15 protein-coding genes and 1 pseudogene are annotated in these 16,205 nt (G+C 59.2%); 5 read left to right on the top strand and 11 right to left on the bottom strand.

Features of this window, described 5'->3' with window-relative positions:
* Positions 1-237 precede the first annotated feature (237 nt).
* Entirely contained in the window at positions 238-1,167 is a 930-nt protein-coding gene (locus RYC18_RS09590; protein ID WP_016981443.1) for a LysR family transcriptional regulator, read from the top strand.
* Here the strand turns inward: RYC18_RS09590 and pstB are convergent, their stop codons facing one another.
* The 4 genes from pstB to pstS form a co-directional block, all read right to left on the bottom strand.
* Positions 1,168-1,947 carry a phosphate ABC transporter ATP-binding protein PstB gene (gene pstB / locus RYC18_RS09585; RefSeq protein WP_002553918.1) on the bottom strand — a complete coding sequence of 260 codons (780 nt, stop codon included), beginning with the start codon at positions 1,945-1,947 and terminating at the stop codon, positions 1,168-1,170.
* Positions 1,947-2,831, bottom strand: a complete 885-nt coding sequence (pstA, locus tag RYC18_RS09580) for a phosphate ABC transporter permease PstA (protein WP_002553919.1) — start codon at positions 2,829-2,831, stop codon at positions 1,947-1,949. Before pstA ends, pstB begins: the two co-directional genes overlap by 1 nt.
* A complete protein-coding gene (pstC, locus tag RYC18_RS09575; protein ID WP_003371940.1) occupies positions 2,828-3,823 on the bottom strand; it encodes a phosphate ABC transporter permease subunit PstC in 996 nt (331 codons plus the stop codon). Before pstC ends, pstA begins: the two co-directional genes overlap by 4 nt.
* 81 nt (positions 3,824-3,904) lie before the next feature.
* Positions 3,905-4,924 (bottom strand): phosphate ABC transporter substrate-binding protein PstS, encoded by a 1,020-nt coding sequence (gene pstS, locus RYC18_RS09570; protein WP_002553921.1) that lies wholly within the window; start codon positions 4,922-4,924, stop codon positions 3,905-3,907.
* Between the two features lie 531 nt (positions 4,925-5,455).
* On the opposite strand from pstS, the gene RYC18_RS09565 reads away from it, so the two are divergent.
* Both RYC18_RS09565 and RYC18_RS09560 read left to right on the top strand, forming a co-directional pair.
* Complete coding sequence (locus RYC18_RS09565) at positions 5,456-5,740, top strand: hypothetical protein (RefSeq protein ID WP_002553922.1); 285 nt, start codon at positions 5,456-5,458, stop codon at positions 5,738-5,740.
* A gap of 99 nt (positions 5,741-5,839) precedes the next feature.
* The gene (locus tag RYC18_RS09560; protein WP_016981442.1) at positions 5,840-6,142 is read left to right on the top strand and encodes a hypothetical protein; all 303 of its coding nucleotides are present in this window, start codon (positions 5,840-5,842) and stop codon (positions 6,140-6,142) included.
* On the opposite strand, the gene RYC18_RS09555 is transcribed toward RYC18_RS09560, so the two are convergent.
* Positions 6,118-7,821, bottom strand: coding sequence for a VRR-NUC domain-containing protein (locus RYC18_RS09555; protein ID WP_005745904.1), 1,704 nt, complete (start codon positions 7,819-7,821; stop codon positions 6,118-6,120). The genes RYC18_RS09560 and RYC18_RS09555 overlap by 25 nt on opposite strands.
* A gap of 168 nt (positions 7,822-7,989) precedes the next feature.
* Here RYC18_RS09555 and RYC18_RS09550 point away from each other — a divergent pair, with 168 nt between their 5' ends.
* Complete coding sequence (locus RYC18_RS09550) at positions 7,990-8,505, top strand: nucleoside 2-deoxyribosyltransferase (protein WP_002553924.1); 516 nt, start codon at positions 7,990-7,992, stop codon at positions 8,503-8,505.
* A 14-nt stretch (positions 8,506-8,519) separates the two neighbouring features.
* On the opposite strand, the gene RYC18_RS09545 is transcribed toward RYC18_RS09550, so the two are convergent.
* Positions 8,520-9,422: a LysR family transcriptional regulator gene (locus RYC18_RS09545; RefSeq protein ID WP_004665637.1), complete on the bottom strand. Its 903-nt coding sequence runs from the start codon at positions 9,420-9,422 to the stop codon at positions 8,520-8,522.
* 106 nt (positions 9,423-9,528) lie between these two features.
* Between RYC18_RS09545 and RYC18_RS09540 the strand changes: the two genes are divergently transcribed.
* Positions 9,529-10,617 carry an AbrB family transcriptional regulator gene (locus RYC18_RS09540; protein WP_316885476.1) on the top strand — a complete coding sequence of 363 codons (1,089 nt, stop codon included), beginning with the start codon at positions 9,529-9,531 and terminating at the stop codon, positions 10,615-10,617.
* Between the two features lie 23 nt (positions 10,618-10,640).
* Here RYC18_RS09540 and RYC18_RS09535 read toward each other — a convergent pair whose 3' ends face one another.
* From RYC18_RS09535 to RYC18_RS09520, 5 genes and pseudogenes are all read right to left on the bottom strand, one after another.
* Entirely contained in the window at positions 10,641-11,885 is a 1,245-nt protein-coding gene (locus RYC18_RS09535) for an AGE family epimerase/isomerase (RefSeq protein WP_005745901.1), read from the bottom strand.
* Between the two features lie 125 nt (positions 11,886-12,010).
* Positions 12,011-12,850: a methyl-accepting chemotaxis protein gene (locus RYC18_RS26405; RefSeq protein WP_371911623.1), complete on the bottom strand. Its 840-nt coding sequence runs from the start codon at positions 12,848-12,850 to the stop codon at positions 12,011-12,013.
* Positions 12,851-12,865: 15 nt separating this feature from the next.
* Positions 12,866-13,636 (bottom strand): annotated as a pseudogene (locus tag RYC18_RS26400) (MCP four helix bundle domain-containing protein); the annotation flags it as partial.
* A gap of 180 nt (positions 13,637-13,816) precedes the next feature.
* On the bottom strand, positions 13,817-14,956 hold the full coding sequence (locus tag RYC18_RS09525) for a glycerate kinase (protein ID WP_057405168.1): 1,140 nt from the start codon (positions 14,954-14,956) through the stop codon (positions 13,817-13,819).
* A gap of 111 nt (positions 14,957-15,067) precedes the next feature.
* The gene (locus RYC18_RS09520; protein WP_057405167.1) at positions 15,068-16,159 is read right to left on the bottom strand and encodes a sugar diacid recognition domain-containing protein; all 1,092 of its coding nucleotides are present in this window, start codon (positions 16,157-16,159) and stop codon (positions 15,068-15,070) included.
* Positions 16,160-16,205 lie beyond the last annotated feature (46 nt).

The raw sequence follows: 16,205 nt of genomic DNA, 5'->3' as shown, positions 1-16,205 counted from the left end.
GCCTGTGGATAGGGGTCGAAATCTGCAGCCGCTTCCACGTTAAACCGCAGACCTGCAAGTAGACCTTGTTTCCCGCTACAGATTCGCCCCTTTCCTGCCTGTAGAACCGTAAGCAGACGTTTCATCATGCCAGCCAGACGGCGGCAAAACGCTGGACGCCCCCTGCCACGCTTGCCTAGACTGAGCCGTCGGTTACAGGCCGTCGTGGTCAGCCAGGTCTGATGCCAAGGAACAGCAATGAATCGAAATGAACTGCGCAAGGCCGACATCAACCTGATGGTGGTCTTCGAGACATTAATGCAGGAGCGTAACGTCACCCGGGCCGCCGAAAAGCTGTTTCTCGGCCAACCCACGATAAGCGCCGCACTGAATCGCCTGCGCAACCTGCTCAATGACCCGTTGTTCATCCGCGTCGGGCATCGTATGGAGCCGACCGCGCGCGCCCATGAGATTCTCAAGCACCTGACGCCAGCGCTGGATGCCATGTCTACCGCGCTGAGCCTGACGACCGATTTCGATCCCTCGGTCAGCAAGATGACGTTTCGCATCGGCCTGACCGACGACGTCGAATTCGGCCTGTTTCCCGCCATGCTCAAGGCCATCCGCGAGGAGGCGCCTGGCGTGGTGATCGTGGTCAAGCACGTCGACTACCTGAATATCTCCGAAGTGCTGATGTCCGGCGACATCACCGTCGGCGTCTGCCTGACCCGTGAACTACCGGCCAATGCCAAACGCAAGACGCTGCGCAACGTGCAGCCACGGCTGGTGCGCGCCGACAAACAGCGCGGCCCGATGAGCATCGACGAGTATTGTTCACGACCTCATGTGGTGGTGTCGCACGTGGCCAGCATCAGCAGCTTTGCCGATGAGTGGCTGACCGCACTGGGTCGCAAGCGTCAGGTCGTGTTGTCAGTGCCGCAGTTCGCCACCCTGCCCGCACTGATGGCTGGCACCGACATGATTTCGGGCCTGTCCGACTACGCGGCGAAGGCAATGAGCGCATTGGGTTTGCTGTATGACGAGCCGTTGCCCTTCCCCACGCCGGGGCTGGACCTGTCGATGACATGGCTGAGTGTGATGGACAGCGACCCTGCCGAGCGTTGGCTGCGCAGCAGGATCGAGGAATTCATGGGCGGGCGCCAGGAAGCGCCCGCCCTGGCAGGCTGATCAGCCGAAACGACCGGTAATGTAGTCTTCGGTCTGGGTCTTGGAGGGCTTGGTGAAGATGGTGTCGGTGTCGCCGTGCTCGATCAGTTCACCCATGAACATGAAGGCGGTGTAGTCAGAGCAACGCGCCGCCTGCTGCATGTTGTGGGTCACGATGATCACGGTGAACTGCTCCTTGAGTTCAGTGATCAGCTGTTCGATACGCCCGGTCGAAATCGGGTCAAGTGCCGAAGTGGGCTCATCGAGCAGCAACACCTGAGGGCGCAGCGCGATGGTGCGGGCGATGCACAGACGTTGCTGCTGACCACCGGACAGACCGGTTGCGCTCTGCTTGAGCTTGTCCTTGACCTCATCCCACAACGCCGCACCACGCAGTGCCTGCTCGACGCGATCTTCCATTTCCCGACGCGACAGCTTTTCGTGGTGCTTGATGGCATAGGAAATGTTGTCGTAGATCGACATCGGGAACGGCACCGGCTTCTGGAACACCATGCCCACATGACTGCGCAGGCGGTTCATCGAGTAGCCTGGCGCCAAGATGTTTTCGCCATTGAGCAGCACTTCGCCGCGCGCTTCCTGTTTCGGGTACATCGCGTAGATACGGTTGAAAACGCGCAGCAGGGTCGATTTACCGCAACCCGACGGGCCGATGATCGCAGTGATGCGCTTCTCGGGGATGGTCATGTCGATGGACTTCAACGACTTCTGGTTGTTGTAGAAAAACTCCAGACCGCGCACTTGGATCTTGGTCTTTTCGTTGGCCAGGGAAAGGTTGTTCATCAGGACGCCCTATTGCGCAGAAGAATTAAGCGAGACAGCAGACTCAGTATCAGTACGAACAACGTCATGACCAGCGCACCGGCCCATGCCAGAGAGTGCCAGTCATCGAACGGGCTCATGGCGTACTGGAAAACCACCACCGGAACACTGGCGATTGGTTTGAGCAGATCGCTGCTCCAGAACTGGTTGCCGAAAGCGGTGAACAGCAGCGGCGCGGTTTCGCCGGTGATACGTGCCAATGCCAGCAATACGCCGGTAACCACACCCGCCTTGGCAGCGCGCAAGACGATTTGCAGAGTCAGCTTCCATTGCGGCACACCCAGCGCCAGTGCGGCTTCACGCATGGTCGAGGGTTGCAGTTGCATCATTTCGTCAGTGGTACGCACCACCACCGGGATGACCAGCAATGCCAGAGCCAGCGCACCGGCAATCGCCGAAAACCCCACTTGATGGCCTGTGACTGCGTTGAGCGGCAGTACCACAACGGTGTAAACGAACAGGCCGAGCACGATGGAAGGCGCCGACAGCAGGATGTCGTTAATAAAGCGTACTGCGTTACCCAGCTTGGTGTAGCGAGCAAACTCGGCCAGCCAGATACCGGCCATCAGGCCGATTGGTGTACCGATCAACAGGCCTATGCCCGACATCAGCACGCTGCCATAGAACGCGTTGGCCAGGCCACCCTCGGTGCCAGGTGGCGGGGTCATACCGGTGAACAACTGCAGGTTGAGCGCGTCGATACCCTTGATGATGGTGGTCAGCAGAATCCACACCAGCCACAGCAGGCCGAAGGCAGTGGCACCACAGCTGAGCACCATCGCAATCTTGTTCTTGATGCTGCGAACCCGATACAGGCTCTCGCTGCCAGTCACATCCTTACTCATAACCCCTCCTTACGCGAAAGGCGCGACAGCATCAGACGTGCAAGGGCCAGCACGATGAAGGTGACCACAAACAACAGGAAGCCAAGGGCGATCAGTGCCGAACGGTGCAAGTCGGTATAAGCCTCGTTGAACTCGTTGGCGATTACCGAGGCGATGGAACTGCTTGGCATCATCAGCGATGCAGAGAACTGGTGAGCGTTACCCAGTACAAAGGTGACCGCCATGGTTTCGCCCAGCGCGCGTCCCAAGCCGAGGAACACACCGCCGACCACTGCCGAACGGGTGTAAGGCAGCACGATGTCCCAGACCACTTCCCAGGTGGTGCCACCCAGTGCGTAGGCCGACTCTTTGAGGGCTACGGGTACAGTGCGGAAGACTTCCTGCATGACCGAGGTAATGAACGGCGTGATCATGATCGCCAGCACGATACCGGCGGTCAGCATGCCGATACCCAGCGGCGGGCCTTGAAACATCGGACCGATCAGTGGCAGTGCGCCGAGGTTTTCGGTGATCCAGGGTGACAGGTGTTCAGCCATGAACGGGCCAAAGACAAACAGTCCCCACATGCCGTAGATGATCGACGGGATACCTGCCAGCAGCTCGATGGCCGAGGCAATCGGCATGCGCAGCCAAGGCGGAGCTACTTCGGTCAGAAAGATTGCAATGCCGAAACTCACCGGGACGGCGATCAGCAAAGCCAGAAAAGAGGTAACCAGGGTGCCGTAGATCGGAACCAGCGCGCCGAACTTGCCGGCGTTCACGTCCCACTCGGTGCTGGTCAGAAAGCCAAACCCGAAAGTCTGGAATGCCAGACTGCCGCCCCACAGGGTCGACAAGGCAATACAACCCAGCAAAGCAAGCACCAGCATCGCTGCGGCCTGCAATGAACGCTTGAACCACAGGTCATGACGATGATCCCGTTTGGCGCGCTTCTCGCCCTCGGACTCACCAGCGGAGACGTTAGCGGACAGGTATTGGGTGTTTTCAGTCATGTTGAGGCCACTCGCAAGGAAAAGCCCCTGTCACCGAGCCGATATCGCGGCTGATGACAGGGGTGGTACGGGTTGAATCACTTACTTGGTGAATTCCGTTTTCCAGTAGCTTTCCACGCGTTCAACCAGCGATTTCGGCAATGCTACATATTCCAGTTTCTCGGCTTGTTTCTGGCCGTTTTCCAGCGACCATTTGAAGAAGTCGAAAGCGGCTGCGCTTTTCTCTTCGTTCTTGGCTTTCTTGTACATGATGATCCAAGTGGTCGCGGTGATCGGCCATGCAGCCTCACCCGGCGCGTTGGTCATGATCAGGTTGAAGTCTTTGGCGCTCGCCCAGTCGGCAGTGTCAGCAGCGGCAGCAAAAGCCTTGGCGTCTGGCTTGATGAATTTGCCGGCAGCGTTTTTCAACTGGGTGTAAGACAACTTGTTGGTCGTCGCGTAGGAGTACTCAACGTAACCGATCGAACCCTTGATCTGTTTCACGTAGGCAGAAACACCTTCGTTACCCTTGCCGCCCACACCGGCTGGCCACTGCACGGTTGAACCGAACTTCAGCTTCTCGTTCCACTCCGGGCTGACTTTGCTCAGGTAGTTGGTGAAGTTGTAAGTGGTACCCGAACCGTCCGAGCGGTGAACAACGGTGATCGCAGTATCAGGCAGCTTCACACCCGAGTTCAGGGCAGTGATTGCCGGGTCGTTCCACTTCTTGATGTCGCCCATGAAGATCTTGGCGATAGTTGGGCCGTCCAGCTTCAGCTCGCCACTTTCAACGCCTTCGACGTTGACGATCGGCACGATACCGCCGATGACGCTCGGGAACTGACCCAGACCGCCAGCCTGCAGGTCCTCAGCGGACATAGGGGCGTCGGATGCACCGAAGTCAACAGTCGCTGCCTTGATCTGGGCAATACCGCCGCCCGAACCGATGGACTGATAGTTGATACGGTTATCCTTGGTTTTGCTGTAGTCCTGGGACCACGCTGAAATAACCGGGTAGACGAAACTCGAACCAGCACCTGTGACATCAGTCGCATGGGCCACACCGCTGAGGCACAGCGAAGCGATCAGAAGCGACAAGCGTTTTTTAGTCAGCAGTATCACGGTAATACCTCAGTCCAGGAGATTGTGTGGTGGCCCAGTTAGGGAGGCCCGAGGCGGATTTAAAACCTGAAATGTTGCTGTTTCATGACAATCCAACGAATCGTGTCAGCGAAGGAACTTTTTTGTAGGCGATTTCCTACGCTGTCGACGTTGAAAAACCCCGTAGAGCCCAGTGTTTACGGCGAAATCACACCCTCAAGCGCTAAATAGCTTTTTGCCACCTCTAGATGGATAGCTAAACGCCAGCTGCGTTATAAAAATGTAAGAAAGTATGATTTTAAGAATCGTTGGGGATGACCGGACGGTCAGCTTATAGCTAAATCAACTTAAAAATGTTCCAAACGCGCTGATCAAGCCTATGTAAACAGACGAACGCGAAAGGTTTGAAACCGCCGAATCAAAGAGTCGGTATCAAGTGCGCGCGCGTGGCACACAGCTACCGTTCGTCGGGTTAAAGGGCACCTATGGCCACTGGCCAATGACCAATATACGTACTTTAAAGAACTACTTTAAAACAACGGAGTAAGCATCATGATTAAGACCAAACTGACTGCCCTCACCCTGGCAGGCCTGATGGCCGTCGCTTCGGGTGCAGCCTTTGCCGAATCGACCACCAGCTCTGAAACGCCAATCAACAAGAATGCGACCAAGCTGCCGGGCACTAACACCCAGCCGATGGACCGCACCTCTTCCGAAACTCCTGGCGCGCAAACAGACAGCAAAAAAGCGGCTGCCGAAAAGTCGATGAATCATGACAAGGGCGCACATGGCACGCATGACAAGAGCAACGTTACTGAAAAAACCAAGACTCAGTAATTATGCTTCTGACGCGGGCAGGACAACATGTTTTGCTCGCGGGTCAGTGGCAGATCCCGTAACACCGTTCTACCCCATTGCACTCACGGAGGTTGCAGCATGATCAGGAATAGATTGGGGGCATTAGGCCTTGCAGCACTGCTGGCGCTCTCGTGCGCAAGCGCATTCGCAGGCTCTACAGGCCCAACGAACCCGGTAGGCGACGGTCCGAAAGTACCCGGCACCGGAGCGGAAAAGAACGTGGACGGAACCAGTCCCGGCGCGCCAGGCACAAGTCCCGGCACCAAAGGCATGGACCCGCTGCCCGGAAAGAACGGCAGTGCGGCTGACAAGCCTCATGACTCGAAACAACCGCATGACGCCAATCACCAAGACAGTCAGGATGAACACAAAGCGCCTTGATGGCAGGCCAGCTCTTCAATGACGTCGGCAGCATGCTCAGTTGCCCACTGCACATAACACACCTCCACCGGCATACCATGCTCGGCGCAGAAATCCAGCCAGCGCAGTTGGTTGTCCTGGAGACGATCCCCTGGTCCCTTGACCTCTATCATTCGATAGCGCCGCTGCTCCGGGAAGAACTGGATCAAGTCCGGCATTCCGGTCCGGTTGGCTTTTACATCCTGCAACAGACGACGAAACCAATGACGCAGGTGCTCAGCGGGCAGGCAATACAGTGCCTGCTCCAATAGCTGCGGCGTCAACGCAGCCCAGAATACGAAGGGTGACTGCAGGCCGAATTTGCTTTGAAAATGCTCGCGAATGGTCGCCAGGTATTCACCTGACTCCAGTTGCATCAGGCAGGCATCGAACAATGCCACCCTGCGCTGATAGAAGTCCGGGCTGTACAGATCGCTGGGTGCACTGTGAAACGGGTGAAAGAATGCGCCAGGCAAGGGCGCGAAAATGGCCTTCCAGCACAGCAGACCAAACAGGGAATTGATCAGCGCATTCTCGACGTAATGCACTTCCCCACCCTGCTCTTGTTCAAGGTGCTGGCGTATCAGACGTTCGACACTTATTCCCGATACTGGCGTGATTTGAACGTCCAGCCGCGCAACGGCCTGCACATTGCGTTTGCGCGCGCCCGTGAGGCCGAGCTTGCGTTGCAGCCGTGGCAGTACGCGTGACAGGTGCTGGACCTCGGCATCACTTTCAGGAGCCAGACGGGCCTGTTCCGCCAGCGTCAGCGCCGCGGTGTACTCGGCGTTGCGCTCCAGCACGCGGATTTGCCTTGAACGCGCGCCGGGGTAGCTGGACTGACGGTACACTGCCATCGCCAGAGGCCAGTCCTGCAGGCGCTCGGCCTGCTGCCCGATGCGAAACAGCAGTTTGGCGCGACGCATATGCAACCACGCATTGCCGCACTGGACCGCGATGACCTGTTCGGCCAGCGCATGCAGATCGGTGCAGGTTTCCAGCGCTTCTCGACAGGCATGCAATTGCAGGCACACATCGATGTCGGCGCGCTGATTGATGACGCGCGACTGCACCGAAAATTCGACCTTTTCGTAGCGGTAAATACCCAGATCAGCCAGCACGAACTCTGACCACTCCTGATACAGATTGCCGAAGTACAACAATCGCAGGCGGTCACAGAGCGGCATGATGTTCAGGCCGAACACGGCGTCAGACAACGTCGGGTGCCATTGCTCAAGTGCCTGTGGCGCTTCATACAACGGCTGCAAGCGCTCCAGCCATGCCTGCTTGCGCTCTGGCCCCTTGACTGCATGGGCTTTGAAGCACTGGGTCAGCTCGTCGCGGCGCAGCAACTGGAACAGTTCGCTCAAACCCAGCGGCGGGCTGGTGACGACCCAGCCGCGATCCAGCAGCGGCTGCACTGCCTCACGAGGGTCGCCGATTTCGACGTAACTCAGTTTGCTGGCCCGAAACAATACGCCCTTGCGCATCACCATGCGTACCAGCAGACCCTGGGCACGCACGGGCACCTCGGCAAACTCGCTGATGAAACGGCGCTCGGCTGCGTCGAGCAGGTCGTCGTAGCGCAGGGCAATCCAGGCGAGGACCTGCCGGAAGTTTTCCAGGTAATAGAACGGATTGTCGAGAGGAGCAGTATTCAAGGCCAGCGTTCACATGAAAATGATCAGACTGGACAAGAATACTGGTTATCCGTACAGATTCCAGCTCAAATACCTGCTGAGCGCCGGTCGGCCGATCAATGGCACGTATCGCGGCCAGACAGTCGGCCTTAGAATCAGTGGGATAACCTCTATAGCCAAGAGTCGGATATGCAAACGCCACTGGTTTATCTCGCAGGCTTCGACGTGTTCCGGCCAGACGCCGTCGAGTACGGACGCTACCTCAAGGCGTTATGCTCGGCACACGGGCTTGAAGGTTTGTACCCCTTCGACAATGAAGTGACGCTCGGGCGCACGCCGCATGAAACTGCGCAGCAGATTTACTCGATGAATATCGCGATGATTCATCGCTGCTCTGCCGTACTGGTCAACCTGAATGTGTTTCGCGGTCTGGAGCCGGATTCGGGCAGCGCATTTGAAGTCGGTATGGCGGTGGCATTGAACAAGCCCGTTTGGGCGTACTTCGAGCCAGTGACCTCGTTGCGCGAACTGGTTTCTCATGATGAACACGGGTTTGACCGCGACGGCTTTATGGTTGAGGACTTCGACTTGCCCCGCAACCTGATGCTCGCCTGTAGCTGGGCGGGTACCAGCTCTACCGTGGAGCTGGGTGCCGAGGCACTGGCAAGGTACCTGAATGGCTTAAAGGTCATGCCCGGCGAGTAGCTGAACGCACGCGCTCACCCCCAACCCAGAAAGTCCCCGCCGTTGTCACGCAGCATCTGCAACATGCCCTCTGCCGCTGGCGACAGGTAGCCGCCCTTGCGCAGGGTCACGCCGATGGTGCGTTTGAGCGTGGTCTGTTCCAGTGGCACTTCACGCAGGTGTTGCATGGTCTTGCCAAACTCCAGCGACTCGCGGGCGATGAAGCTCAGCAGGTTGCTTTGGGCAATCAATCCTGGCAGCAGGGAGATCGAGTTCGCCTCGATCTGCACTGTCGGCAGCGGCAGGCCGTTGGCAGCAAAGGTCGCGTCCAGCCACTTGCGTGATGAAACGCTGACCGGCGGCAGTACCCAGCGATATGCGCAGAGGTCACTCATCTTCAATGAGGTCTTGAAGATCGGGTGCTTTTTGCTGGCGACCACCACGGCTTCGTCCCTGAGTATGGCAAAGCTGGTGACGTCTTCGCTGTCGGGTGCCAGTGCGCAGATGATCATGTCCAGTTGCCCTGAACGCAGCGACTCACGCAACAGGTCATCCTGGCCTATCACCAGCTTGAAAGTGACATCCGGCGTACGCTGTAACAGGGCCGAGGTCAGTTTCGGCATCAGGTATTCCGCCATCGTCGCGGCGCAGCCGACGCGAATGTTGCCCACCATGCCACTGGCGAAATCCCTTACTTCCCGCTGGGTCTGGGCAATGCTCTGCTGCAGTTCCTTGCCGCGTGCCTGCAACAGCTCACCCACCGGGGTCAGTTTGATGCGTCGACCGTCACGCTGAAACAGCCGCGTTCCGAATGATTCCTCCAGCCGCTGAATGCTTTTTGTCAGCGCGGGCTGACTGCGATTGAGCTTTTCCGCGGCTCGCCCGAGGTGGCCCAGTTCGGCAATGGTTTCAAAATAAGTGAGATCGCGCAGGTCCATATCTATCAACCAAAGTTATCAATTCATGATTATTAGAAAATAGACTTGATCGGTTGCCAAGTCGATACTGTTTGCATGTGATCCACCCGATTCAAGGAGAACGTCCTTGTCAAACGCTTCACGCTTTTCACTTTCCACCCTTGCCCCGCTCACTCAATGGGCGGGCCTGATCCTGATGGCCGGTGCTGCCGGTCAACTGCTCAAACTGTTCAATATGCCTGCTGCGATGTTCCTCGGCCCCATGCTGGTTGCTATCGGCTTTGGCGTGTCGGGCGCCACCATCCGCATGCCCAAGCGGGCGTTTCAGCTCGGCCAAGGCACCGTTGGTGTGCTGATTGCGCATGCGATGTCAGTCAGCGTATTGCTCACGGCGCTACAGTCCTGGCACGTCATGCTGCTGGCCACGATCCTGACTGTGGTGCTGAGCGCGGCGGTGGGCTTGGTACTGGTGCGCTTTGGCGGAATCCCGAGTAACACTGCCGCCTGGGGCACGTCGCCCGGCGCGGCTTCGGCGATGGTCGCCATGTCCGAGGATTACGGCGCAGACTCGCGAGTCGTTGCCACCATGCAATATGTGCGCGTGGTCTGCGTGGTCACCATCGGCGCGCTGGCCAGCCATTTCATCGGCGCACCGGATTCCGGGGCTGACCTGCACAGCACTGCAGCCGCCTTGCATAGCCTGAACCTGATCGACCTCGCCCTGAGTCTGGCAGTGATCGTAACGGGCGTAGCACTGGGCTCGCGCCTGCCAGCGGGTGCCTTACTGGTGCCGTTGATACTGGGCGGCGCGCTGCAACTGAGCGGCGTCATGCAGATCAGCATTCCTGACTGGCTGCTGCCAATCGGCTATGGCGCTATCGGCTGTTATGTAGGGCTGCGTTTCGACCGGCCGACAGTGCAATACGTGTGGCGACGACTGCCGATGATGATTCTGGCCTCACTGCTGCTGATCGTACTGTGTGCCCTGTCGGCCTGGCTGATTGCAGCGATGATGGGCAAGGATTATCTCTCGGTGTACCTGGCAACCAGCCCGGGCGGCCTGGACACCATGGCCATTATTGCCATCGATACTCATGCCGATGTCGGCTTCGTGCTGGCCATGCAGACCCTGCGCCTGTTCGGCGTGATCCTGACCGGCAGCTTCCTGGCCCGGCAGATTATCCGCCTGAGCGACAAACGCATCCCTGCGCTCTGATTGCCGATGCCAGGCTCAGCCGTTCACTCATGCCCCGCCAGAGCACTGGCCAGGCTGGGTGCCAGCGGCAACACCGGCAACAGCGTGGCCTGATAGGCGTGATAAAGGTCCGGCTTGCCCGGCCAGATATCAGCGCTTGGCTCGTTGCGCTGGTTCAGCTCATGGCGCCAGCTACCATGCTCATGATCGATGAACAGGGTCTCGTTGAATTCCCAGAAACGGCGATACCAATCTTCATACTGTTGCTCGCCGGTACGTTGCAGCAACGCGGCAGCAGCAGCGGCCGCTTCGCAGTGGGTCCAGTGCAGGCGATGACGGACCACTGGCTGGTTCTGCCAGTCAAGGGTGTAGACGATACCCGGCGCACCGTCGACATCCCAGCCGTAGCGGCAGGCATTGGCAAACAGCTGGCGGGCGTCATCCAGTAACCATTCCGGATTTGCGCGCCCGACATGGCGACGCGCGGCCTCCAGATGCAGCACCAGCCGTGCCCACTCGAAGGCATGCCCCGGCGTGGTGCCGAACGGCCGGAAGCCATCAGCCGGGTTTTCGCGGTTGTAATCGGGCAGCGGTTGCCAGTTTTGTGTGAAGTGCTCGATGACCTGAAAATTGTTGGCCCCGGCATGTTGATGGATCACCCGCTCGACAATGCTCAACGCCCGGTCGAGCCATTGAGCATCGCCGGTTACGTCGGCCAGCGCGAGGAAGGCTTCGGTGCTGTGCATGTTGCTGTTGGCGCCGCGATAGGCCTCTTCGTTGCTCCAGTCCTGCGCAAACGACTCACGCATGGCACCTTCCTGCTCGCTCCAGAAACGGGTCTGGATGACCTGGATGGCCTCGGACAGCAATGCTTGCGCGCCAGGCCGCCCCGCCACCACGGCAGAACTGGCCGCCAGTGCGACGAAAGCATGCAGATACGCCTGTTTGTCGGTTTTACCGCCGTCTTCGAGCGCAGCACTGAACCAGCCATCGTGTTCGGCATCGCGCAACGGGCCACGCAATGCGGCGATGCCATGATCGACCAGTGCGGCACAGCCGGGTATGCCTTGCGCATGGGCCATGGCAAAACAGTGGGTCATACGTGCGGTATTCATGGTTTCGGCCGTGGCGCCGACCATCAGACGGCCGTAGTCATCCAGACTGCCAAAACCGTTGTCGAGCCGGGAAGCCTTGGCGAAGGTCAACAGACGGTTGCCTTCCAGTGCCAGCCATTGATGATGGGCTGGCGAGCGCAGCCAACTGCTGAAGGTGTGATTATTATTATCCATGACGCGATGCCGCCCCCTTCGATAAGGTTGTGCCCAGACTGTACCGGAGGTCATTTCGACCGAGGGCATAATGCGCGCCCGGTCGATCGTCGGCAAGCGGACACAACCTGTATCAATGTAGGGTTTTACACCTTGAAGCGTGAGACCACCTGATTCAGGTCAGCAGCAAGACGCGACAATTCATGACTCGACGCACTGATCTGGTTGGCACCCTGAGTCGACTGCATGGACAGATCGCGAATGTTGACGATGTTGCGGTCGACTTCACGCGACACTTGCGCCTGTTCTTCCGCAGCGCTGGCAATCACCAGATTACGCTCGGAAATCTGATTGATCGACGATGTGATCTCACTCAACGACTCGCCCGCGCCTTTGGCCAGCGCCAACGTCGAATCGGCACGGTCGCGGCTGGTGTTCATCGAGTCGAGCGCCTGCGCAGAACCGCTGCGCATGGCATTGACCATCGAGTCGATTTCCAGCGTCGACTGCTGGGTGCGATGCGCCAACGCACGGACTTCATCCGCCACTACCGCGAAACCGCGGCCCGACTCGCCCGCGCGCGCCGCCTCGATGGCCGCGTTGAGCGCCAGCAGGTTGGTCTGTTCGGCAATCGAGCGGATCACGTCCAGCACCTTGCCGATATCCTGAGACTGATTGGCAAGGTTCTGCACCAGTGTCGAGGTGGCCTGCACGTTGTCGGTCAGTGTCTGGATCGACTGCACCGTCTCGATCACCCGCGTCTGGCCTGCCAGTGCCGAGGTACTGGACTGGGTGGAGGCGTCCGACGTGGACACGGCGTTACGCGCAACTTCCTCTACTGCCGAGGTCATTTCATTGATCGCCGTGGCGGCCTGATCGATCTCTGCATTCTGCTGGTTCAATCCGCGATAGCTGTCCTCGGTGACCGAGTTGAGTTCGGTAGCCGCCGACGCCAGCTGGGTAGCCGAGCTGCCGATGTGGCGCATGGCTTCACGCAGATTGACCTGCATCATTGCCAAGGCACGCAACAGTCGGGTGACTTCGTCTTCGCCGTCGACCTCGATGGTATGGGTCAGGTCGCCGTTGGCAACCTGCTCGGCAGCAGTCACGGCACGTTGCAACGGCCCCACGATACTGCGGGTCAGCCAGAGCGCCAGACCGATGGTGCACAATGCAGCGAGAACGACAAAGACAATGACGATGTCACGTGATTTGTCATATTGGGCTTCAGCCGACTTGCCTTCGGCATCGACTTTGGTGACATAGAAATCAGCCAGATCATTGAGCTGTTTACCGGAACCGTCGACGATCTGTTTCATATCGACCAGCAGCAGCTTGTTCAGACCGGTGCTGTCGCCCTGCCCGGCGAGAACAAAAGAGCGATCCAGCGCGCTGCGGTATTGACCCATGGTGACCATGAACTGGTCAGTCAGGGTCTTCTCTTCAGGGGTGTCGACGAACGTCTTGAGAATGCCCAGCTTCTTGTCCAGATCACCCAGACGTACGTCCAGTTGCCCGCGATAGGTCGGAATGCTCGCAGGGTCGGTGTCCAGTGCCATGCGCAAGGAGATGGTCCGGATACGCAGCATGATTTCCCGGATATCGTTGACCACTCGCATGCTGGGCAGCCAATTGGTCTCCACTGCCACTTCGCTCTGGCGAATGGTCGACATCTGTGCCAGCGCGAACCATCCAAGTAAAGCCACCAACAGGGAAATCAGGGTAAAACCCAGACCGGCACGACGAGCGATTGTGAGTGTGCGTAGATTCATGACCAGTGCTCTTTTGTATTTGGAGGGCAGTATCTGACGCCAAGTTGTCAGACAACCGAGAGCATATCGCCCTTGTCCGACAATTCTTTAGGATTGCTGGTGATAATCAGGTTTTTTACTCAAAAGGCCGATCGGCCAACTGGACCGAGCCTGTGCAAGGCGCTGCCCGAAGGGCAGCCTTCAGCGTCCTGCCGCCATTTGCCAGAGCCGCGCCAGGTCACGCGCGCGGTCGTGCAGCAGGCGACTGGCATCGCGACAGGCCTGTTCAAGGCTCATCGGCCCGCTGACCAGCGCGAAGGCCGCGCCAATGCCGTGCGGGTAAAGCTGTTCGTAGCCTTCGCCCAGCGTTCCAGCCAGCACGATCACTGGCACTTGCTGGCGCTTCGCGACGCGCGCGACGCCAAGCGGGGTCTTGCCGCGCAAGGTCTGCGCATCAAAACGGCCTTCGCCGGTGATGACCAGGTCGGCCCCGGTCAACGCCTGCTCCAGCCCGGTCAGCTCGGCAACCACCTCAACGCCTGCGCGAAACGAGGCATTCAGATACGCCTTGGCAGCAAAGCCCATTCCGCCTGCCGCGCCGCTGCCAGGGCTGTTGCGCTGGTCCAGACCGAGGATCCGCGCCGAATGGTCGGCGAAACACCCAAGTGCGGCATCCAGCGCCACAACCTGCTCGGGCGATGCGCCTTTTTGCGGGCCGAAGATATGCGAGGCGCCATTCGGTCCACACAGAGGATTATCGACGTCGGCGGCAATCTCGACGCACACGTCAGACAAGCGCGGATCAAAGCCGCTCAGGTCGATACGGGCCAGATCGGCAAGCGCGAGACCGCCCGGTGGCAAGGGCTGATCGTCGGCATCTAGAAAGCGTGCGCCCAATGCCGAGAGCATGCCGCTGCCGCCGTCGTTGGTTGCGCTGCCACCGATGGCCAGAATCACGCGACGGGCACCCGCATCCAGTGCCGCCGAGATCAACTGGCCCGTACCTGCTGTGCTGGTCACACAGGCATCGCGCTGTGCCAGCGTCAGTAATTGCAAGCCACTGGCCATGGCCATTTCGATGATTGCCGTTCTGCTCTCGGCCAGCCAGCCCCAATGAGCCTGGACCGGATCGCCCAGCGGTCCGCTGACCCGGGCGCTCATCAGTTCACCATTGCAGGCTGCCAGCAGCGCTTCGATGGTGCCCTCCCCGCCATCTGCCATCGGGCATTTGATCAGTTGGGCATGCGGCCAGACCTCGGCCAGACCACTGGCGATGGCGTCGGCAACGGCCTGTGCACTGAGGCTGTCCTTGAACGAGTCGGGGGCGATGACTATTTTCATTGTTGTTCTCCATATCCGATGCTCGCATGCTCTCATCCGCCACCAGGTTTGCCGCCAGCCCTTCGCACAACGATCGGCAACCGTTATCGGGCATTTGAACAAAAACCGTGTTCAGTCGTGACGAGTGATCATCTGCGCGCCCAGATACAGACGCAGCAGGTCATCGGTCTTGTAAGGATCGCAGCCGGTCAGCTCGCCGATCTTCTCCAGCCGGTAACGCAGGCTGTTGCGATGGATGCCCAGGGCTTCGGCGCAGGCCTGGCTTTCGCCGCTGTACTCGAACCATTTGCACAGGGTGTCAAGCAGTTGTACGTGGTTATGCAAACGGCCAATCGGCTCGGCGACGTCTTCAGCCAGCCAGTCGTGGCGGTAGCGCCAGAACAGCACCGGCAAACGGTACGCCTCAAGACGCAGCAAGCGTTGCCCCGGCAGAGCCTGACTGGCGTAATCGAGCAGATCCCGCGCCGCCGCACAGGCATGACGCAAGGCAGGCAGATCAGCAGACTGAGCCACGGTGGCCATGCGCAGCACCGGCCAGCGGTGCTCATCGAACTGCTTGAGCAGCAGCGCATCGTCACGTTCCTTGCCCGTCGCTCGGCACCAGTACAACAAGGTGGGCTCGCGCAGCACGCACCAGCTGTCGGCGTAACGCGTGCCAAGCCAGGTTGCCACCTGGCTGGCAACCTGCCCTTGCTGGTCAAACTGGATCAATACCACCTGACGCGCCACATGCGGCTGCAAACCAAGCTGGCGGGCTTCATCCACCAGGCTATCGGGGCAATCCGGCAGCAGCAGGCGCGCCAGCAGGTCTTCGCTGCGCTGTGCCCGCCATTGCAGGTCAGCCTGCTGACGGCGGTGCTCCATAAGCATCTCGGCGGTCATCTTCACCAGCTCGCCGTACACCCGAACCTCGTCCGGCTCGCCGGTGATGCCGAGCACGCCGACCAACTGATGATCGAGCATCAGCGGCAGATTGACCCCCGGCTTGACGCCACCGAGCTGCAACGCCGCCTGCGAATCAATTTCCACCACCTGCCGGTTGGCCAGCACCCGCTGCGCGCCCTCATGACGGGTACACAAGCGCTCGGGGTCGCCACTGCCGATGATGATGCCCAGGTAGTCCATGACATTGACGTTGTAGGGCAGAATGGCCATGGCCCGGTCGACGATGTCTTGGGCCAGCGCCCGATCAAGGGCGAACATGAAAAGCTCCAGACGCGTGGCGAGGCTTGCAATGGTTAGGCATATG

Source organism: Pseudomonas syringae group sp. 247E2, from assembly GCF_032587795.1.
GTDB classification, from domain to species: Bacteria; Pseudomonadota; Gammaproteobacteria; order Pseudomonadales; family Pseudomonadaceae; genus Aquipseudomonas; species Aquipseudomonas amygdali.
The sequence above is the reverse complement of the archived record's forward strand: the minus strand, read 5'-3'. Positions and strand labels throughout refer to the sequence as shown.